This window comes from Gluconobacter oxydans DSM 3504, from assembly GCF_000583855.1.
GTDB lineage: Bacteria > Pseudomonadota > Alphaproteobacteria > Acetobacterales > Acetobacteraceae > Gluconobacter > Gluconobacter oxydans.
On the sequence record NZ_CP004373.1, the window covers coordinates 1708444 to 1727980 of the forward strand.

A 19537-nucleotide genomic window follows, 5' to 3' on the forward strand; every position below is an offset into this window, starting at 1 on the left:
TGGAAGAGAAATTGTCAACATGACGGAGCCGTCTGAAGCCGGGCGTCGCATACGGGCGGGGGTATGTTGCAAACAATTTCGAGAGGGATATTCATTTTTTATTAATAGCGGCAGATATAAATTTACAAACACTCACGCCACTCCATGAACATAGCGTGAGACCCGAGGTCAAAAAGGCTCTCATGCTGAACTGGATTGAAAAAACCGCCTATGTCCGCCAGAAAATCAAGGTACTCTTTGCCGTTCTGATTCTGGTTTCTGTGCTTCAGTTCATGGTTGAGCAGGTTTTTCAGCATCTGTTCGTGCATTATCGACATGAACAGACCCTGTCGCAGTGCGCGGGACTGCTGTTCCAGATTGCCCTGACGCTCCTGATCGCCAGATTTGCCATCCGTATCGTCGCGGTTCCCTTCGAGGAGATCACGGCGGCCACTGAAAAAGTGGCCGGGGGCGCGCTCAACATTACCATTCCGTGCCTTCATCATCAGGACTGCGCCGGGCGTCTGGCCCGGTCCCTTCAGTCCTTCCGCGAAAACAGCCAGAACCAGCTGAAGCTTCAGGAAGTTTCGGCCAGCGAGGCCCGTGAGGCCGCGCGTATCCAGAAGGAACTCTCCGGAAAGAGCGAAAGCATCCGTCGGCTGCAGAGCGAAACGATCGGGACGATCTGCGCCGGGATGGAAATCGTGAAGAAGGGGGACCTGACCTTCACGTTCCAGGAGCATTTTCAGGACCGGTTTGAAGAGTTCCGGCGGGATTTCAATACACTCATCCATATTTACCGCACGGCGATTGCCCGGATTTCCGATGCGACGTCCATGATTGCCAACGGGACGTCGGAAATCGCTTCGGCTTCCGCGGAACTGAGCGAGCGGACAGAACGGCAGGCCGTCAACCTTGCCCAGTCCGCCGCGTCGCTTAACAGCATTACGCAGACAGTTGGCAAAACCGCCCGCTCCGCGGTGCAGGCGCGTGAGACGTCTCTGGAAACACGGGCCCAGACGGTTGTGATTTCGGGGGTCATGCATTCGGCCAATACGGCGATGGGGGAAATCCGGGCTTCCTCGCGGCAGGTCGAGAGCATTCTGGGCCTGATCGAGGAGATCGCGTTCCAGACCAATCTGCTGTCGCTGAACGCGGGGATTGAGGCGGCGCGCGCCGGTGAGGCGGGGCGGGGATTTGACGTGGTCGCAAAGGAGATCAGGGCTCTGGCCCAGCGTTCGGCCAAATCAGCCCAGGATATCCGCAACATCATCACGTCCTCGGGGCGTCAGGTGGAAGAAGGTGTTCATTTCGTCGGCGAAGCGGATCGGTCGATGAAGGTCATCAGCCAGCATGTGGACGGGATCACGTCACTGCTTGAAGAGATTTCCCGGTCCACGACGGGTGAGGCTGAAAGTCTTGAGACGATCAACAAGGCCATCAACGAAATGGACCAGATGACCCAGCGGAATGCTGCGATGGTGGAAGAGGTCAACGTGGCGTGCCGGAACCTGAGCAACGAGGCGAAGGATCTTTTTGCCGAACTGTCCAGATTCCGTTTTGCTCCTGCGCAGCCGTCCGATGACTGGATGCATCCTGCAAACCTGAGTCTGGCTGCGGCAGAAGTCTGAAAAGACGGTCCCGGCCGGGCCGGTGGAACATTATCGCGACATGCCTCGACATCGGGCCTGATATTCCCGACACTGGCGGCATGCCGGCTCGTCCCTTGTGCTCCCTTGCCCAGAATGACGGATCCTGCCCATGATGGGGCAGGCTTTCCGTTCTCTGGGGAGACGTAACTACCGCATCTGGGCCATGGGGGCCCTGGTCTCGAATATCGGGACCTGGATGCAGATGACGACGCAGGACTGGCTGGTTCTGACGGAACTGACCCGGCATGATGCGACGGCTGTCGGCATCGTCATGGCGCTTCAGCTCGCGCCACCGCTCCTGCTGATTTTCTGGACCGGGAAAATCGCCGACAGGGTGGAGAAGCATCGCTTTCTGCTGCTGACCCAGGCCGCACTTGGAACGCTGGCTATTGCGCTGGGGGTTCTGGTGGTGACGGGCCTGATCCGGTTGTGGGAAGTGGACCTGTTTGCGTTTCTGAGCGGCTGTGTGGCGGCGTTCGACAGCCCGGTGCGGCAGATTTTCGCGGGCGAACTGGTGGGTGAAGCGGATCTGGCCAACGCCGTTGCGCTCAATTCCGTCTCTTATAATGCAGGGCGCATGATCGGGCCGGCCGTGGCGGGGTTCTGTATCGCGGAACTCGGTTCGGGCTGGTCGTTCATTCTGAACGGGCTTTCGTTTTATGGCGTGCTGATGTCGCTCCTCTCCCTGCGGACACAGGAACTGCATCGTCTTGCGCCCGTCAAACCCGAAAATGCGCATCAGGAAAAACAGGATCTTCTGACAGGCGTGCGCTACGTCTGGAAGCGTGATGACCTGCGGACCATCCTGTTCATGCTGTTTCTGCTCGGGGCGTTCGGGCTCAATTTCCCGATCTATATCTCAACCATGGCCGTCAGCGTCTTTCACGTTGGGGCGCATGGCTATGGTGTTCTGAATTCGGCCATGGCGGTCGGGACGATCACCGGGGCCCTGTTCGCGGCCAGCCGTAAGACCATGCAGTTTTCCGCCCTGCCGCAGGGGGCCGTCGTTTTCAGTCTGGCCTGTCTGCTGGGCGCGCTTTCGCCGGGATACTGGGCTTTTGCCGTCACGCTGGTCATGGCCGGCATGGCGTCGCTGACCTTCACGGCGGTCAGCAACAGCTACATGCAGCTGGCAACTGATCCGGGCATGCGCGGTCGTGTGGTGTCGATCCGTTTTGCCGTCTTTGCAGGATCGTCTCCGCTAGGGGCACCGCTGGTGGGCATGGTTGCGAACTGTCTGGGCCCTCGCTGGGCGCTGGGGGTGGGATCGCTCTCCGGGATTCTGGCGGCCGGGGTGGCACTGCTTTACCTGCACCGGTTGCAGGCTGGAAAAGAGACATGTTCCTGACGTCCCGGGGCATGATCCTCAGAAGACTGCGTCGGGGACTGGCTGGTGCCGTGGTGCTGTTCGGTCTGTTGCTGCTCTGGATGGGATGGGTCGCGTTCCGGGGTGTCTCGGCTGTGCCGGTCCGCTCGGAAATGGCGGTTATCCTTGGAACAGCCGTTACGCAGAACGGGGAGCCTCGTCCGGCGCTGCGGGAGCGGCTGGAAGAAGGGCTGCGGTTGTGGCGTGCCGGGTTTGTGCGGACGATCATGGTGAGCGGTGCGATCGAAAGCGGCAACCATCAGGACGAGGCCCGGATCATGGCGGACTGGCTGATAGCCAGGGATGTTCCGGCTTCGGCAATCATTGTGGATTCGCACGGAAACAACACCTGGCTGACGGCCCTGCATGTCGCCCGGTTGCATCCCCAGGGCGCTATTGTGGTCACGCAGTGGTTTCATGTCCTGCGGTCGGAATGGGCGCTTCGCCGGGCTGGGGTGAAACCGGTCTCGGGGGCGGCGCCGTGCCGCTTCCGGATGGTGGAACTCTGGTACCTGTTCCGGGATTCCGTGGCGCTTCCGGTCTATGTGCTGACGAAAGCGCCCTTGCGTTAGCGATCAGTAGGGAACGCCAATCTGTTCGATGGCAGTCGCGAGAGATGGCGCAAGCGGCATCATCGGGGCGAGCGTGGCCTGATAGGCGTGGTACAGGTCTCCCTTGCCCTTGTAGATCGTCTCGGTGGGTTCGCCTTCGGGGCTGACTTCGTTGAACCAGCTTCCGAAATCGCGGTCGATCAGGGTCGTGTCGATATAGTCCCAGATCATGCGGTACCAGTGCTCGTAATGGGGATTTCCGGTCCGCTTGTAGAGGTTGATGGCGGCCGTCAGAGCTTCGGCCTGCGCCCAGTGGATGCGGCTGCGGTTATGCGGGCCGTGCTCCCAGTTGATGGTGTAGAGCATGCCCGGCCGGCCATCGGCGTTCCAGCCGGTGTTCATCCCGGTTTCGAACAGGGCCTGGGCGTCATGCAGCATCCATTCCGGCGTGGCCAGGCCGTGACGCAGAAGGGCGGCTTCCAGCTTCAGGGTCAGATGGGCCCACTCCACGAAATGCCCGGGCGTCATGCCGTAGGGGCGCAGATCATCGTTGGGTTTGTCGCTGTGATAGTCCCGCATGAGCGTCCAGTTGCGGTTGAAATGCTCCGGCATCGCGAATCCTTCTGCCGCAGCCAGTTCATGCACGAAGCGCGTGACGATGCGCCGGGCGCGATGCAGCCATTTCACGTCTCCCGTGACGTCCGCCAGCGCCATGAAGGCCTCGGTGGAATGCATGTTGCTGTTCGCACCCCGATAGTCTTCCTCGTCCGACCAGTCCGGGGCGAAGCTTTCGCGCATGACGCCTTCCTCCTCGCTCCAGAAATGGGTCTCGATCTGATCGATCGCATCCCGGAGCAGGTCGCCTGCGCCTTCCGCCCCGATCAGGACGGCCGAGGAGGCTGCAAGGGCTACGAAAGCGTGCAGGTAAGCCTGCTTGCGATCATTGTCTTTGTCCGCGAAATGCTGCCAGCCGCCGTGAGCATCATCACGGAAATTCGTGCGCAGGGCATGGATTCCATGGGCGACGAGCGGCGCGCTTCCAGGGAGGCCCTGAAGTTCCGCCACGGCATAGGCATGGACGCAGCGCGCGGTCAGCGTGGCTTCGGGTTTCGCATTTTCAGGCAGCGTGCCTTCCAAATCCAGCCCGGTAAAACCGCCGTCTATGCACCCGCCCTTGCTGAAATCCAGAAGGCGGCGACCCTGCATTTCCAGCCATGCCCGGTGAGAGGGGCGGCGGATCCAGCTGTCGCGGCTGAGGAGGGTGGGGGAAAGGCGGTCGGTCATGAGGCACTCCGGGCAGGTCGACAGATGTGGCTATCAGGACGTTTCAGGGACGCCGGGGTTCCGGAAGGGTATGTGAACAGACATGATGCTCACGAAGATGCGCACGGATGCGGATGTGGCTTGCGTCGCGCGATGGGTTTGCCGATACAGGAGAGTATGACTGACCGGCCCTCGATCATCGTCGCTCCCAGCCTTCTGGCTGCTGACTTTTCCCGTCTCGGGGAAGAGATCGCCTCCATTGCGCGTGCGCCCTGGCTTCATCTTGATGTGATGGACGGGCATTTCGTGCCAAATATCTCGTTTGGCCCTCCGGTTATCGCTGCCCTTCGCAGGCATACGGATGCGAAATTCGACGTGCATCTGATGATCGATCCGGTGGACCCGTATCTGGAAGCAACGGCCAAAGCGGGTGCCGATCACATCACGGTGCATGTCGAGAACGCGCCCCATCTGCACCGTTCGCTTCAGACCATCCGCGCCCTGGGCTGCCGTCCCGGAGTTGCCATCTGTCCGGCGACGCCTGCCGTGGCGCTGTCGGAAGTCATGGATCTGGTGGACATCATCCTCGTGATGACGGTCAATCCGGGATTCGGTGGCCAGAGTTTCCTCGACAGCCAGCTTTCCAAGATCAGGACGCTCGCGGAAATGATCCGTGAGAGCGGTCGTGACATCATCCTCGCCGTGGATGGTGGGATCGACCCCAGTACGGCACCACGCGTGGTCGAGGCCGGTGCCACCATGCTCGTTGCCGGATCGGCCATTTTCGGAAAAGAGGACCGGGACGCGGCCATCAGGGCGCTTGAAGGGCCGTTCGTGGAACAGATTACCGGATGACAGGCAGTCGCTGGCTTCGAGGTCTTCGTCTCTCCCTTGCCCGTCTGCCCTTCGGGGGGCCTGCTTCCGAAGGCCCAGTGCATGCGTTCCGTGATCCCTGGAAAGGCAATCCGGATCAGGGTGCGCGCCTGATTGGCGGCCATTTCCGTTTCGACCGACAGGATTATCCGCTGCCGAACGGAAACTGGGAGCGTGGTCCCTGGCCGGAGCCGGTGCGCGAATGGCTCCACGGATTCAGCTGGTTGCGGGATCTGCGGACCCTCGGGAGCGACAGGGCCCGTCTGACCGCGCGGGGACTCGTCAGTGACTGGCTGGCGCATCCGCCAACCGATCCGCTGGTTCGCGATGCGTGTGTCACGGGGTCGCGTCTGGCGTCGTGGCTGTCGAATCATGAGTTCTGCCTGGCCTCCGCCGATCCGCGGCTTCAGCAGCGTCTGATGGAACGGATGCTGGTGGAGGGCCGGACCATCGCGGCCCTTCTGCCTCTGCCCCCGCAGGGTGCGCGTGGCCTGATGGCATTCCGGGGACTGCTGGCGGCAGCCATGGCGATGCCTGAGCAGACGGGGTTCATGTCCCGATTCCTGCGCTATCTGCCCGGGGAACTGGAGCGGCTGGTTCTGGCGGATGGCACAGTGGTGGAGCGCAGCCCGGAGGCGCAGTTTCTTGTTGCGCGGGAACTGGCGGAAATGTCCGTCATGTTTCGCACCGCCCATGCCAGTGTTCCGCCCTTTATCGACCGGGCGCTGGACAAGGTCTGTCCCGTTCTGCGGGCGATGCGGCACGGGGATGGCGGTCTTGCGGTCTTTAACGGAGCGAACGAGCGGCACAGTGCCGCTGTGGAAGACGTTCTGGCGCAGGGCTCGCGACAGAAGCTAATTGCGCCTGCCATGCCGCAGGGAAAATTCACGCGGCTGGCACTCGGCAAATCACTGCTGCTGGTGGACAGCGGCCCCCCCCCGCCAGCCGGTTTTGACAACATGGCGCATGCCGGAACGTTGTCCTTCGAGTTCTCGCACCAGCGTCATCGCCTGTTCGTGAATTGTGGAAGTGCCGTTGTCGGGGCCTGGCGGGATGCCATGCGATGCAGTGCCGCGCATACGGTACTGGTAGCAGATGGTCTGTCGTCCGCGGACTTCGGACCGGATGGCGGCATGACGCGCCGGCCGGTTACCGTGTCCTGCGATCATCAGACGGATGGTTCCGCGCACTGGCTGGATCTGTCGCATGATGGCTACCACGCGCCGCTGGGCGCAAAATGGACCCGTCGCCTGTATTTCGGCTCCGATGGTGAGGATCTGCGCGGGCAGGAAATCATTGATGGGGAACGCAACATCGACTTTGCCATCCGCTTCCATATCCATCCGGATGTGAAAGTGACGCAGGACGATGAGGACATCATTCTGCAGGTTGGCGGGACGATCTGGCGTTTCAGGCAACGCGACGGGGTCGTGAGGCTGGAAAACGACGTTTATCTGGGACGGGGGAAGCGCGAAGTCTGCCAGCAGATCATCATTACGCCGCGGGCCCTTCCTGACGTGGCTCCGTCAGAAGGAGAGGCCGCGCCGGCTGATGAAAAAACTGGCGCCGAGAAGGCGGTCAAACGGACCCATCAGAGCGTGACCTGGCTGCTCGAACGCATCCCGGAATAGGCTGTTTCGTGTCCGGGATGCGATTGTGAAGATACTTGAAATCACCAACGTGGATTTTGCGCTCCGGCAGTTCCTGCTGCCGCTGATGCGGGAGCTGTGTGATGCCGGGCATGACGTTCAGGGGGCCTGTGCCGAAGGCTCCCATCTGGAGCCTGTGCGGGCCGAGGGCTTTACCGTGCATGGTGTTCCGATGGCCCGCTCCTTTTCACCGGTGGCGCAGTACAGGGCCTTTGTTGCTCTGGTGCGGCTGATCCGGCGGGAAAAGCCCGATCTGGTCCATGGGCACATGCCGATCAGCGGCATTCTGGCGCGATTTGCCGCGCGGCTCTGCGGGGTGCGTGTCGTGGCGTACACCTGCCATGGCTTCCTGTTCAATCAGCCGGGATCATGGCGTCGCCGAATGCTTTCCCTGATCCTGGAATGGGCGGCAGGGCGCATAACGGATCTGTATATGACGGTCTCGCGCGAAGAGGCGCGGGACGCACGCCGCCTGCATCTGAACCGCAACCCCATAGCGATCGGCAACGGTCGTGATCCCCGGCGCTACCATCCCGATCCGGAGACGCGGGCACGCTTGCGCAGGGAACTCGGGGTGCCGGAAGACCGGCCGGTGGTCATCGTGGTGTCGCGCCTGGTGCGGCATAAGGGTCATCCCGAACTGCTGCGTGCGATGGAAGATGTGCCGGAGGCGGAGCTCTGGGTGGTCGGGGAGCGTCTGCCTTCGGATCATGGCGCGGATCTGACGGCAGCCTTCGCGTGCGCGCGCGACCGTCTCGGCCCGCGTCTGCGGATGCTTGGATATCGTGAAGACGTTCCCGAATTGCTGAGGGCCGCAGATGTGTTTGCGCTGCCCAGCCATTTCGAAGGGCTGCCCATGTCGGTCATCGAAGCGATGCTGACGGGATTGCCGGTTGTGGCGACGGATGTCCGGGGACCGAGAGAGCAGGTGCTTGATGGCAAAACCGGATTTCTGGTTTCGCCGGGCCTGTCCGGGCCTCTCGCAAAGGCCCTGCGCACACTGACGCAGGATGCAGCGTTAAGACAGAAGATGGGTGCGGCCGGAAGGCAGGTCGCGCTTGAGGCGTATGATGAACGGCATATCCTGAAGCATGTCGTGGCGCTTATGGAAAAAGCCGGTTCCTGACGCCCTGTCAGCCCTGGAAAAGCTTGAGGATCATTGAGGACTGGCCATCCATGATCGAAAGGGACTGCACGGCGAGCTGCTGTTTGGTCTGGGCGGAAAGAAGCAGAACGCTCTGTTTTGCCAGATCGGCGTCGGTCAGGGCGGATATTCCGGTCGTGATGGCGTCCTGCTGGGCGGCGGTGTTCTTCGTCAGCTGCGAAATGAGGTCGGTGCTGTCGCCAAGGTTGGCGTTGATGGACGTCATTTTCGAAATGGCAGCTGTTACGGCTCCGATCGCGACCTGATAACCGCTGACCTGCTGGCCTGTGATCGTACTTCCAGAAAAGTTTCTGCTGTCTGCGGCCAGCAGAAAGCTGTTGGCTGGTACGGACTGGTAGACGGAAAGATAGGTATCCAGCGTACTGTCATAAGGGTGCTGGATGTTGCTGAAGACAGAAGGCGCTGCTGGCGTTGCCCAGACAGGCGTTCCGTCATCGGCGGTGACCGTGCCGGAAGGAAGGGAGCCCGCGATATTCGAACCGCTTGCAACGATGGAAAGCGTGCCGCTGTCGATGCTGCTGGAGGCCGTACTGATCCCCAGGGAGGTCAGCGTGTCGACGATCGGGGTGAACAGACTGTCCTGATACGTGGAAGGGGACGTCATGTCGGGTGTGACGTTCACGGCCACGATATTCTGCGTCTCTCCCTGCGGAAAGTCGGAAGATGACGAGACGGCATAGGTCAGATTGCCGGTTGTTCCGTCCTTTTCAAGGCTGACATACATGGGAACGCCTGTAGGAGTCGTGGAGATTGCGAAGACCGTACTGCCACCACTTTGGGAAATGATTTTTGAAGGTGCCGGAATGCCGGTGGCGGCATCCACGGTCATTGTCGGCGTGCTATCGACCAGGGACTGGAGACTGCCGGCGATGGTCTGCGAACTGGAAAGCTTTCCGTCGCTGGTCGTCTGGTTCAGGACGAGCTGGTAGCCATCCTTTCCGGCAGCGGTGCCATTCGTGTTGAAATCCATCCGGGTGGCAATGGGATCGGCGAGACTGGCCTGGGCAGAGCTCAGGCTGACCTGCTGCCCGTAGGTGGAAACGAAGCTTTCCGTTGAAGGTGTGGTCTTGATGTTCCCGCTGCTGTCGTAAGCCAGGGTGCCATCGTCATTTCTCTGGGCGACGGAGACGGTTTTGGTATCACTCGACACGGCAACGATGTGGCCGGACAGAGGTGCCGTGTTGATGGCGTTGGTCAGGGCGGAGACACTGGGGCTGGAAGACAGGGATGGCGCGTAGATGTTCCCGCCGCTGATGGTCAGTGCGCCATCGGTGCTGCTGCGGTCGACATGGAAACCCTGGCCGGAAATGGCTGTCATGAATGTGTCGGAAATGGCCTCGTCGTCCATTTTCCCCGACCCGGCGGATGTTATGGTGACGGGGGTGATCACGCTCTGTGCGGTGGGATTGCCCAACGCATCGAATGCCGAACTCACGGTATAGACCGGATTGCCGTTGCTGCCCTGCGAGACCTGAATGGCTTCGCCGGAATTCAGCGTATAGAATTTCACACCATTCGGGTCAGTATACTGGGACGTGATGACGGTGTTGCTGCCGGATGTCAGGTCGCCGGTGCTCGGATCCCACTGAAGATCCGCTCCCCCTCCTATGGCGGTATTGATCGTGGCCAGCGTGGATGTCCCCGGATTATTGGCTCCGGTATCGCTTTCCTCGGCGACGAACTGGTACTGGACCGCCGGATCCTGGGCCGTTCCGGTGCCTGTGGCCTGGGCGATGTTGTGCAGGGTCAGGGTTGTGGTCTGGGGGCCGGCAATGACCAGGGATTCCGGGTCGAACGGAATGGTGACACCGGCCTGATCGACGTTGAGGCCTGAAAGGCCGAGCCCTGCGGAGGTGGCATTGTTGCCGGCAATCTTGAGCGTTCCGCCATACACGTCCAGGGAGGTGGAGGCGGTATTGTAATTGACGCCGCTGACAAGGGCGCCCGCCAGAAGATTGACGCCGTTGAATGTGGCGGATGACGCCATGGAGTCGATCTGGGTCAGTGTCTGGGAAATCTGGGTATTGATGGTGCTGGTGTCGATGCCGGTATTCTGTCCTTCGCTGATATTGGCGGCGAGGGAGGTCAGGGCATTGTTGATGAGCGTGCCCTGGGCGCTGGCCGTCTGGACAACCTGTCCGAGAACATTCAGGCCCTGTGAAATGCCGGTCAGGGCAGAGGACTGGGCCTGCATGGTGTTGGCAATGGAATAGATCGCCGGATTGTCCGAGGCGGTCGAGACGCTCTTTCCGGTTGAGACTGCTGTTTCGGCCTTGTTCAGCGCAGTGGTGGCCTGGGACAGGGCCTGGAGCCCGGAGAGAACGGCGGCATTATTCACACTCAGCACGGATCTGTACTTCTCAGAAAACGCAGGATGTTACGAGGATGTCAGCCTCGATATAATTTTCCGTTAATGGCAGGACTGTCTGTCTTTCAGGGGCGAAAAAAATTCTTCCGGACATTCTATATCGAAGGGATTTGGTATTGGGGATGGAATTGCACGGCCGGAGAATTTTAATGGAGGCATGAATTAATACTTAAGGATGTGAAATACATTTATTCATTGTAATTTGCAAAGCATCCATAATTCACTATTCTGTTTTGGTGTTATTATCAGGACTAAAATACTCTGGTTATGATGACTTCGATTCTCCCGTAAACTTGTCTTTTGTTTCTGCGCTATTTTCATGAGACTGTCGTCGCACGAGATGATTGAAGACAAAGGTATTCCCCATGAAGGTCGGTCTGTTCGTTCCATGTTATGTGGACATGTTTCACCCCGAGACAGGAATTGCGACTCTGGAACTGCTGGAGCGCTTTGGGCTGTCCGTTGAATATCCCGTTGACCAGACATGCTGTGGCCAGCCCATGACCAATACGGGCTGTGAGCGTGAAGCGGCCAAGACGGAAGAGCTGTTCGTCCGTAATTTCGAGAAATACGATTATATTGTCACGCCGTCCGGAAGCTGCACGAATCAGGTCCGCAACAACATGACGGCCATTGAGCAGGGCGATGCCGTCAAACATGTTCGCAGCCGGACCTACGAGCTGGTCGAGTTCCTGCATGACGTCCTGAAAGTCGATGCCTTTCCCTGGGCCGAGTTTCCGCATCGTGTTGCGCTTCACAACAACTGCAACACGCTGCGGAATCTGCGGATCGCCAGCATGACCGAGCGCCGTGAGGAGCCGTTTTCCAAGCCAAAAGCGCTCCTGAAAATGGTCAAGGGGATCGAATTCGCCGATCTGACGCGGCCTGACGAATGCTGCGGCTTTGGCGGTACGTTCTCCGTGTTCGAGGAAGGTGTCTCGGCCAAGATGGGTCAGGACAAGGTTACGGACCAGCTGAAATCCGGGGCGGAATATGTCACGTCCTCCGACAGCTCCTGCATGATGCATCAGGAAGGCTGTGCCCGGCGAATGGGCGCCAATCTCAAATACATCCACATCGCCCAGATCCTGAATGGAGCACGCGCATGACCGCCGAACTGCATGAAGAACTGACCGATCCCCATGCCGATCAGCTGGATCACGGGGCAGCATCCTCCCGGCCGCTGAAATCGCGGATTTCGGAGCCTCAGCCCCGTGGTGCGAAGATCCACGGGAACCGGCCGGTCGATCAGTCCGAGGCGGCAAACCGCTTCATGGCGGCGACCGAACACGAGGCCATGCATGACGCGCGTCTGTGGGACCTGCGCCAGAAGCGCGACAAGGAAATGCATGGGATCGAGGAATGGGAAGAGCTGAGAAACCTGGCCTCGGGCATCAAGGAGCACACGCTTTCCAAACTCGATTACTATCTTGAGCTGTTCGAGAAAAATGCGACGGCCAACGGGATCAAGGTCCACTGGGCCAAGGACGGGGCCGAGCATAACGCCATTGTTCTCGAGATCCTGCGTAGCAAGGGCGTCGAGCGGCTGATCAAGAGCAAGTCGATGCTGACGGAGGAATGTGGCTTCCGGGAGTTCATGGCCGAGAACAATGTCGAGGTCATCGAAACGGATCTTGGCGAGCGTATCCAGCAGCTGGATGATGAAGCACCCAGCCATGTTGTCGTGCCTGCCGTGCACAAGCTGCGGACCGATGTCGCGAGTGTTTTTGCCAAAACAATCGGTTCCGATCCTGACAATGCGGATGCCCATTACCTGACGGAATGTCAGCGCGAGGCCACGCGCCCGCTGATCCTGTCGGCGCAGGCCGGTATGACGGGCGGCAATTTTGTGGTTGCGGAGACGGGCACGTTCGTTGTCTGCACCAATGAGGGCAATGCGGATCTTTCCGCCAACACGCCGCCGCTGCATATCGCATCCATCGGGATCGAAAAGCTGATCCCCGGACTGGATGATCTGGCCGTGTTTGTGCGCCTGCTGTCGCGCAGTGCGCTGGGATCGCCGATCACGCAGTATACGTCCCATTTCCGCGGCCCCCGCAAGGGAAGCGAGATGCATGTCGTGCTCGTGGACAACGGCCGTTCCGCCCGGCTTGGGATGGAGAAGTTCTGGCCGGGGCTGAAATGCATCCGCTGCGGCGCGTGCATGAATACCTGTCCGGTCTTCCGGCGCAGTGGCGGTTTGAGCTACGGGGCAACCTATGCCGGGCCGATCGGGCTGATCATCGATCCGACTTTCAACGTCCACAAATACCGCAACCTGCCATATTCCTCGACAATGAACGGCAGCTGCACCAATGTCTGTCCGGTGAAGATCAATATTCACGAACAGATCGCCGACTGGCGCAAGACGCTGGCGGGCGAGGGGGAAATCTCCCCGGTCAAGAAGGTCATGATGAAGGCGGCCGGCGAGGTTCTGGCATCGCCGGTGGTCTATCGGGCAAGCCTGCCCCTGGGCCGCAGCGCGCTGCGGCATCTTCCGCATTTCATGCTCTACAACAAGCTCAACACCTGGGGCCGCAAGCGCGACATTCCCGAAACGCCCAAACAGACGTTCAATGAATGGTATCGCAAGAACCGGAAGCAGCAGGACGAAGGGAAAAAGTCATGAGCGGTTCACGCGAAGCCATTCTGGACACAATCCGGAAAAACCACGTTCAGGGCGACCGCGCCCGACCGACTGTGCCGCTGTTCGATCAGGCCGCACCAGCCGACCTGAAGGCACTGTTCCAGAAGTCGCTTGAGCGCATGGGCGGCAAGATGCTGACCCCCGATGCGGCCGATCCGATGGCGCCTGTGCGTCAGGCTATCGTCAAGCCGGGACCGGTTCTGTCCTGTGTGCCGGAGTTCGAGGGGGATATGAAGATCACGCCCCAGACGAAGCCGACGGATATCGCCCCGGTCGAATATGCTGTTCTGCGGGCGGCGTTCGGTGTGGCGGAGACGGGATCGCTGTGCTTTACGGAAAAGCAGCTTCTTGTGAACACGACGGGTTTTCTGCCGCAGCATCTGGTGATCCTGCTGGACCCGTCTCAGATCGTGTACAACCTGCACAATGCCTACCAGCGTCCGGAATGGACGCAGGCGCATTATGCCGTGTTCCAGAGCGGTCCGTCAGCGACGGCGGATATTGAGGGCGTGCTTGTGCATGGTGCGCAGGGCGTGCGCTCGCTGAGCGTGCTGTTTCATCCGGCGTCCTGAGGTTCGGGGTGAACGTAGCGGCGGAGGAACGGGGCGGTGACGCTGTGTTCCGAGGCCGCGACGGTCTCCGGTGTTCCTGAGGCCACGATCCGGCCGCCCTTGCGTCCTGCACCGGGGCCGAGATCGATGATCCAGTCACTGGCGGCTGCTACGCGCATGTCGTGCTCGGCCAGAACGACGGTGTTGCCCTGATCGACCAGGGCCTGAAGCTGGAGCATCAGCCGGTCCACATCGGCCGGATGCAGGCCGGTCGTGGGTTCATCCAGGACATAGAGGATGTGCCCGTTGCGCTGTTTCTGAAGCTCGGTCGCGAGTTTTATGCGCTGCGCTTCGCCGCCTGACAGTTCGGTGGCGGGCTGTCCGAGACGGAGATAGCCCAGTCCCCCGCGGCGCAGGGTATCGAAGCCGCGCGCCAGAGCCGGCACATCCGCAAAGACGTCACAGGCATCGTCGATGCTCAGGCCGAGTACGTCCGCGATGCTGTGCCCGTTCCACAGGACTTCCAGCACTTCGGGTTTGTAGCGGCTGCCGTGGCAGACGGGGCAAGGCGTCTGCACGGTGGGCAGGAACAGAAGCTCCACATCGACTGTTCCCACGCCCTCACAGCGCGGGCACCGTCCCTTGGCGACATTGAAAGAGAACCAGCCGGCATCGAAACGGCGTTTCTTCGCGTCCGGCGTTTCGGCAAACAGGCGGCGGATCGTGTCGAACAGGCCGGTATAGGTGGCGGGATTGGAACGCGGGGTGCGTCCGATCGGCTTCTGGTCGATCATGACCATGCGTTTGATCGGGCCGGTTCCGCCCGAAACGTTCCCTTTGGGCTCGCGGTGTTCGGGGGGCGGGGCATCATCCGTGCTGTCGTCGTCGGGGTCGATGTCCACTTTCTGGCCGAGAGTACGGGCCATGATGGAGACGAGGGCCTGCCCGACGAGACTGGACTTTCCGGACCCTGAAACCCCCGTCACCGAGACCAGCACGCCGAGCGGGAGTGTCAGGGCCAGATGGTCCAGGTTGTTCCAGCAGATATCGGTCAGTTCCAGCGTGCCGGTTGGCTTGCGGACAGGTGTCGTGCGGGGCTGGACCGTGCCGAACAGGTAAGGACGGGTGCGGGACTCCTTCACGTTCCGCAATCCTTCTGGCAGGCCGCTATAGAGAATACGGCCGCCCCGTTCGCCGGCATCCGGGCCGACATCCACCAGCCATTCCGCGCGGCGGATCACGTCCGGATTATGCTCGACGACGATCAGCGAATTGCCCGCATCGCGCAGCCCGTCCAGTGCCCGCAGAAGGGCCTGCGTATCGGCCGGATGCAGGCCGGAGCTGGGTTCATCCAGCACATAGACCACGCCGAACAGGTTCGAGCGGATCTGCGTGCCGAGCCGCAGTCGCTGGTATTCGCCGGGCGAGAGTGTCTGCACGCTTCGGTCAAGCTGGAGATAGCCCAGACCCAGATCCAGCAGCACGTCGATGCGCTCGATCATCGCTTCCACCATGCCGCGCGCGGCTACGGCCGTGGCGTCCTTACCGTTGGCAAGGGTTTTGGCGGATGTGCGGAGTGAGGCCGCGATGTCTTCGAGCGTGCGGTTCGAAAAATCGGCGATGTTCAGCCCGTCGAATGTGACGCGCAGCGCATCGGGGTTCAGGCGCTGTCCATGACACACGGGGCATGGCGCGGAGACCATGAACGAGGCTGCGCGCTTGCGCATCTTCTCGCTCTGTGACTGCGTGAAGGTGTGCAGGACGTAGCGGCGTGCGCCGCTGAACGTGCCGTTGTAATCGGCCGGGATGCCGCGTTTGATGGCGTCCACGACCTGAGCGTGGGTGCGTCCCGGATAGACGGGTTCGGTCGGTGTTTCCTCGGTGAAGAGGATCCAGTCTCGCGTCTTTTTCGGCAGGTCGCGCCAGGGGCAGTCCACATCCACGCCCCGGGTGATGAGAATGTCGCGGAAGTTCTGTCCCTGCCATGCTGTGGGCCAGGCTGCGATAGCGCGGTCGCGGATGCTCAGGCTGTCATCAGGGACGAGCGTCTTTTCCGTAACGTCATAGATACGCCCCAGCCCGTGACATTTCGGGCAGGCGCCCATGGGGGTGTTGGGGGAAAAGGATTCTGCTTCCAGTCGTGACAGGCCGGGCGGATAGGTGCCTGCGCGGGAATAGAGCATCCGCAGCAGGTTCGAGAGCGTCGTCAGGCTGCCAACGCTGGAGCGGCTGCTGCTTCCGCCACGCTGCTGCTGAAGCGCGACGGCGGGCGGTAGTCCGTCGATGGAGGCCACGACCGGAACCGGCATCTGATCGAACAGGCGCCTGGCATAGGGGGAGACGGATTCCAGATAGCGCCGCTGGGCCTCGGCATAGATCGTCCCGAAGGCGAGGGAGGATTTGCCGGACCCGGATACGCCTGTGACGACGACGAGCTTGTCGCGCGGCAGGTCTACATCCACGTTTTCCAGATTGTGTTCCCGCGCCCCTCTGACGCGGATCATCTCATGGGGCGAGGGCGTCTGGGACATGGGGCACTCCTGATGATGTCCGCAGGAGTGTAGACCCGTCAGACATCATAGTACACAAACCACGCTTCAGAAGCCGCGGCTGAGGCGTGCTTCCTGAAAGGCGGCGTTGATGAGCTGCGTTTCGCGCATGGCCAGTTCGCGAATTTTTTCTCCCATCGCGCCGACCTTGTCCGGGTGGTACTGGCGGATCAGATCGCGATAGGCGCGTTTGATTTCATCAGGCGATGCGAATTCGCTGACGCCGAGGACTTCGAACCATGTCCGGTCCGCAGGCGGCTCATCGATCGGGTCTTCCGCCGTTTTCTGATCGGTGTTTCCTGCATCCTTTTTCCCCGGGATCATCTGCATCACGATGCCCAGAATGACCAGGGCTCCAAGCGCAAGGATGATGAATTTCGCGAAAGCAAAGATGAGCCCGAACACAAGTCCCAGATGCGTCAGGACCCAGTAGACAAGAAACGCTGCTCCGATGAGCGCGAGAAGCTGCATGAAAAGTCTTCCGCCAGTAGTTGCAGGCTATCCTATCATGGCTGGGTGGACTTCAGGGAGCGACTTCTTTCTCCGGACTGTCCTTCCTGTCCCTGTTAGAGCCAGCCGTTTGCCCGGGCGATCCGGCCGGCCTCGATGCGGTTGCGGGCATCGAGTTTCTGCACGATTTCCGAGAAGTAGTTGCGGACCGTGCCGGAAGAGAGGGACAGTTCCTCGGCGATTTCGCGGTTGGTGCGTCCGGCTTCGGCGAGGCGGAGCATGGCGCGTTCGCGTTCGGAAAGCGGGTCGGGCAGGGCGTCCCACACTGCTTCGGCCAGATCGGGCGCGATGGCCCGGCCGCCTGCGGCGACCTTGCGGATGGCGGCGGCGAGCTGCGTGATGGGTGCGTCTTTGAGCATGTAGCCGCGCACGCCGGCCTGAAGCGCGCGGCGCAGATAGCCGGAGCGGCCGAAGGTCGTTACGATCATCACGCGGCTGGGCAGGCCTTCCTGAAGGATTTTTTCCGCAAGCTCGATGCCGGTGACGTGGGGCATTTCGATATCGGTCAGGACGACATCGGGGCGGTGTTCGCGGATCAGGTCGAGCGCCTCGCGCCCGTCGGTCGCCCGGCCGACGATCTTGATGTCGTCTTCGAGTTGCAGCAGGGCCTCGAAGGCATCGAGGAGCATGGTCTGGTCTTCGGCGAGGATGAGGCGGATCATGGGAGTGTCGTTGCAGTCAGCTTGAAGCCCTGGGGCTGGGGGGAAAGGGTCAGCGTACCGCCCGAGGCGGCAAGCCGGGCGCGCATGCCGCGCAGGCCGTTGCCTTCGACGATGCTGTGGGCTGGTTGTGGGGCCTGGAGCGGGCCGTCGTCTTCGAGGGTGAAGGTGTGGATATGGCCTTCCGCGTTCTGCTGGAAGGTCAGGGTACAGGTCCGGGCGTCGGAATGGCGGATGACATTCGTGACGGCTTCGCGCAGGGCCAGGGCGAGCACGCTGTTCTGCGGCTGATCGGCGGATGGTCCGGGGCCATTCAGAACGAGCGTGATGCCGGCCGTATTCAGGGCCTTGCGGGCACGGTCCAGTTCGCGCTGAAGCGACGCACCGTTCATGCCGGCGACAGCTTCGCGGACTTCGCGCAGGGACGTGCGGGCGATCTGGCTGATTTCCGCGACTTCCTGCCGCGCACGGGGGGCGTCGGACGTGAACAGGCGGTCGGCCAGTTCGGCTTTCACGGAAATGACCGTGAGGGAATGACCCAGAAGATCATGCAGGTCGCGGGCGATGCGTTCGCGCTCGGCGGTCGTGGCGAGGGTGCGGATCTCGTTCTGGGCTTCGCGCAGTTCGAAATTGCGGATGCCGAGCTGCCACTGCACCAGCGTGCCCATATAGGTGATGATGCTGAAAAAGGCGCCGGGGATGACTTCCAGCGTGGTCTTGTGGCGGAAATGCCCGGAAATGATCAGGACGACCTGAAGCAGGATGACCATCGTGATGGACTGCCGCTTTCCGGGCAGGCGGGCGCACATCCCGGCGGCGAAAATGCAGTAGACTTCCCAGTCGCCATGCGTCCAGGCGCAGGCATAGCCGATCAGGTCGGTCAGGATGATTTCGCCGTAGCCGTAATACCGGTCTTTCCGGTAGGGCGCGAAATAGACCAGCAGGAAGACCAGCATGGCGGCTGTGGAGAACAGGACGCCGGCAAGTGTGGGGCGGTGATAGCCCAGCAGCCATGGGACCGGATAGAACAGCAGGTAGCTCAGATAGGCCACCAGATACTGGTTGAAATGCGGCCAGGGTGTCTTGCGGTCCGCCAGATGGCGGGAGAGGGAATCTGCGGCCATCAGGCGAGGGTGGTTGAGGATGTGTCCGGGGTCAAGAATACGCCCGAACGCCATAGTCGCATCGCGCTTCCAGCCCAGATGGCGATGGCCGTGCCGAAACCCGCGACTTCGAGATGGTGCGGTTCGGGCAGGAGCATGGAAAGGCCGGAAATCAGAACGATGGCGCCGCCCATGACGATATGAACCGGTTCTCTCAGGGCGCAGCCCAGCGGAATGTAGGACAGGCCGATGATGGCCCCGAGAAGCGGATAAAACAGGTCCACCCGGTGATGGGCATGTGTCCATGATGCGGCGATGAAAATCCCCACGAAACGCAGGATCTTGATGCGGCGCGTCAGTTGCGGGTCAAGGGAGATTTCGGGGTGTCGCAGCACAAGGTCGCGCCGGATGAAGCCCAGGACGAGAAGGATCGTCGGGATGGTGAGGATTGCAACGGTCAGGGGGATGGGAAGCATGGCCGCCTGTGCGCCGCGTGCGGCCCAGAGAGCCGCAAAGGCCAGACCTGCACAGTCGGTCAGCAGGCCACGCCAGTTTTTCCGTTCTGTCATCATCCGCGTTCCGTCTCTGCCGGGGCTACCCGCCGTGAGGATGCCCGTTCCTGCGCTGAAAAACAGGGTGCAGTGTCAGGTGT

General features: G+C 61.1%; 16 protein-coding genes. 9 read left to right on the forward strand and 7 right to left on the reverse strand.

Going from position 1 to position 19537, the window contains the following annotated elements; all coding sequences use genetic code 11:
• Nucleotides 1–155: 155 nt before the first annotated feature.
• The 3 genes from GLS_RS07460 (at nucleotide 156) to GLS_RS07470 (ending at nucleotide 3569) form a co-directional block, all read left to right on the forward strand.
• Nucleotides 156–1610 (forward strand): methyl-accepting chemotaxis protein, encoded by a 1455-nt coding sequence (locus GLS_RS07460; RefSeq protein WP_226986543.1) that lies wholly within the window; start codon nucleotides 156–158, stop codon nucleotides 1608–1610.
• Between the two features lie 130 nt (nucleotides 1611–1740).
• Nucleotides 1741–2979 carry an MFS transporter gene (locus tag GLS_RS07465; protein ID WP_041111745.1) on the forward strand — a complete coding sequence of 413 codons (1239 nt, stop codon included), beginning with the start codon at nucleotides 1741–1743 and terminating at the stop codon, nucleotides 2977–2979.
• Nucleotides 2970–3569: a YdcF family protein gene (locus tag GLS_RS07470; RefSeq protein WP_226986544.1), complete on the forward strand. Its 600-nt coding sequence runs from the start codon at nucleotides 2970–2972 to the stop codon at nucleotides 3567–3569. Before GLS_RS07465 ends, GLS_RS07470 begins: the two co-directional genes overlap by 10 nt.
• Nucleotides 3570–3572: 3 nt before the next feature.
• On the opposite strand, the gene GLS_RS07475 is transcribed toward GLS_RS07470, so the two are convergent.
• Entirely contained in the window at nucleotides 3573–4832 is a 1260-nt protein-coding gene (locus GLS_RS07475; protein WP_041111746.1) for an AGE family epimerase/isomerase, read from the reverse strand.
• A gap of 156 nt (nucleotides 4833–4988) precedes the next feature.
• Here GLS_RS07475 and rpe point away from each other — a divergent pair, with 156 nt between their 5' ends.
• The 3 genes from rpe to GLS_RS07490 are packed head-to-tail and all read left to right on the forward strand — an operon-like array spanning nucleotide 4989 to nucleotide 8459.
• Entirely contained in the window at nucleotides 4989–5666 is a 678-nt protein-coding gene (gene rpe, locus GLS_RS07480; protein WP_041111747.1) for a ribulose-phosphate 3-epimerase, read from the forward strand.
• Entirely contained in the window at nucleotides 5663–7315 is a 1653-nt protein-coding gene (locus GLS_RS07485) for a heparinase II/III family protein (protein ID WP_041111748.1), read from the forward strand. The genes rpe and GLS_RS07485 overlap by 4 nt, the downstream gene beginning before the upstream one ends.
• Before the next feature lie 25 nt (nucleotides 7316–7340).
• Nucleotides 7341–8459 carry a glycosyltransferase family 4 protein gene (locus tag GLS_RS07490; RefSeq protein WP_041111749.1) on the forward strand — a complete coding sequence of 373 codons (1119 nt, stop codon included), beginning with the start codon at nucleotides 7341–7343 and terminating at the stop codon, nucleotides 8457–8459.
• Between the two features lie 7 nt (nucleotides 8460–8466).
• Here GLS_RS07490 and GLS_RS07495 read toward each other — a convergent pair whose 3' ends face one another.
• Entirely contained in the window at nucleotides 8467–10845 is a 2379-nt protein-coding gene (locus tag GLS_RS07495; RefSeq protein WP_041111750.1) for a flagellin N-terminal helical domain-containing protein, read from the reverse strand.
• A gap of 386 nt (nucleotides 10846–11231) precedes the next feature.
• On the opposite strand from GLS_RS07495, the gene GLS_RS07500 reads away from it, so the two are divergent.
• The 3 genes from GLS_RS07500 to GLS_RS07510 are packed head-to-tail and all read left to right on the forward strand — an operon-like array spanning nucleotide 11232 to nucleotide 14085.
• The gene (locus GLS_RS07500; protein WP_041111751.1) at nucleotides 11232–11975 is read left to right on the forward strand and encodes a (Fe-S)-binding protein; all 744 of its coding nucleotides are present in this window, start codon (nucleotides 11232–11234) and stop codon (nucleotides 11973–11975) included.
• The gene (locus tag GLS_RS07505) at nucleotides 11972–13495 is read left to right on the forward strand and encodes a lactate utilization protein B (RefSeq protein ID WP_041111752.1); all 1524 of its coding nucleotides are present in this window, start codon (nucleotides 11972–11974) and stop codon (nucleotides 13493–13495) included. The genes GLS_RS07500 and GLS_RS07505 overlap by 4 nt, the downstream gene beginning before the upstream one ends.
• On the forward strand, nucleotides 13492–14085 hold the full coding sequence (locus GLS_RS07510) for a LutC/YkgG family protein (protein WP_041111753.1): 594 nt from the start codon (nucleotides 13492–13494) through the stop codon (nucleotides 14083–14085). The genes GLS_RS07505 and GLS_RS07510 overlap by 4 nt, the downstream gene beginning before the upstream one ends.
• Here the strand turns inward: GLS_RS07510 and GLS_RS07515 are convergent.
• The 5 genes from GLS_RS07515 to GLS_RS07535 form a co-directional block, all read right to left on the reverse strand.
• Nucleotides 14070–16595 (reverse strand): excinuclease ABC subunit UvrA, encoded by a 2526-nt coding sequence (locus GLS_RS07515; RefSeq protein ID WP_041111754.1) that lies wholly within the window; start codon nucleotides 16593–16595, stop codon nucleotides 14070–14072. The two genes, GLS_RS07510 and GLS_RS07515, sit on opposite strands and share 16 nt — an antisense overlap.
• Nucleotides 16596–16661: 66 nt before the next feature.
• Nucleotides 16662–17084 (reverse strand): J domain-containing protein, encoded by a 423-nt coding sequence (locus tag GLS_RS13610; RefSeq protein ID WP_052327523.1) that lies wholly within the window; start codon nucleotides 17082–17084, stop codon nucleotides 16662–16664.
• A 95-nt stretch (nucleotides 17085–17179) separates the two neighbouring features.
• Nucleotides 17180–17785: a response regulator transcription factor gene (locus GLS_RS07525; protein WP_041111755.1), complete on the reverse strand. Its 606-nt coding sequence runs from the start codon at nucleotides 17783–17785 to the stop codon at nucleotides 17180–17182.
• Nucleotides 17782–18906 carry a sensor histidine kinase gene (locus tag GLS_RS07530; RefSeq protein ID WP_148295907.1) on the reverse strand — a complete coding sequence of 375 codons (1125 nt, stop codon included), beginning with the start codon at nucleotides 18904–18906 and terminating at the stop codon, nucleotides 17782–17784. The genes GLS_RS07525 and GLS_RS07530 overlap by 4 nt, the downstream gene beginning before the upstream one ends.
• A complete protein-coding gene (locus GLS_RS07535) occupies nucleotides 18906–19457 on the reverse strand; it encodes a hypothetical protein (RefSeq protein WP_080691923.1) in 552 nt (183 codons plus the stop codon). Before GLS_RS07535 ends, GLS_RS07530 begins: the two co-directional genes overlap by 1 nt.
• Nucleotides 19458–19537 lie beyond the last annotated feature (80 nt).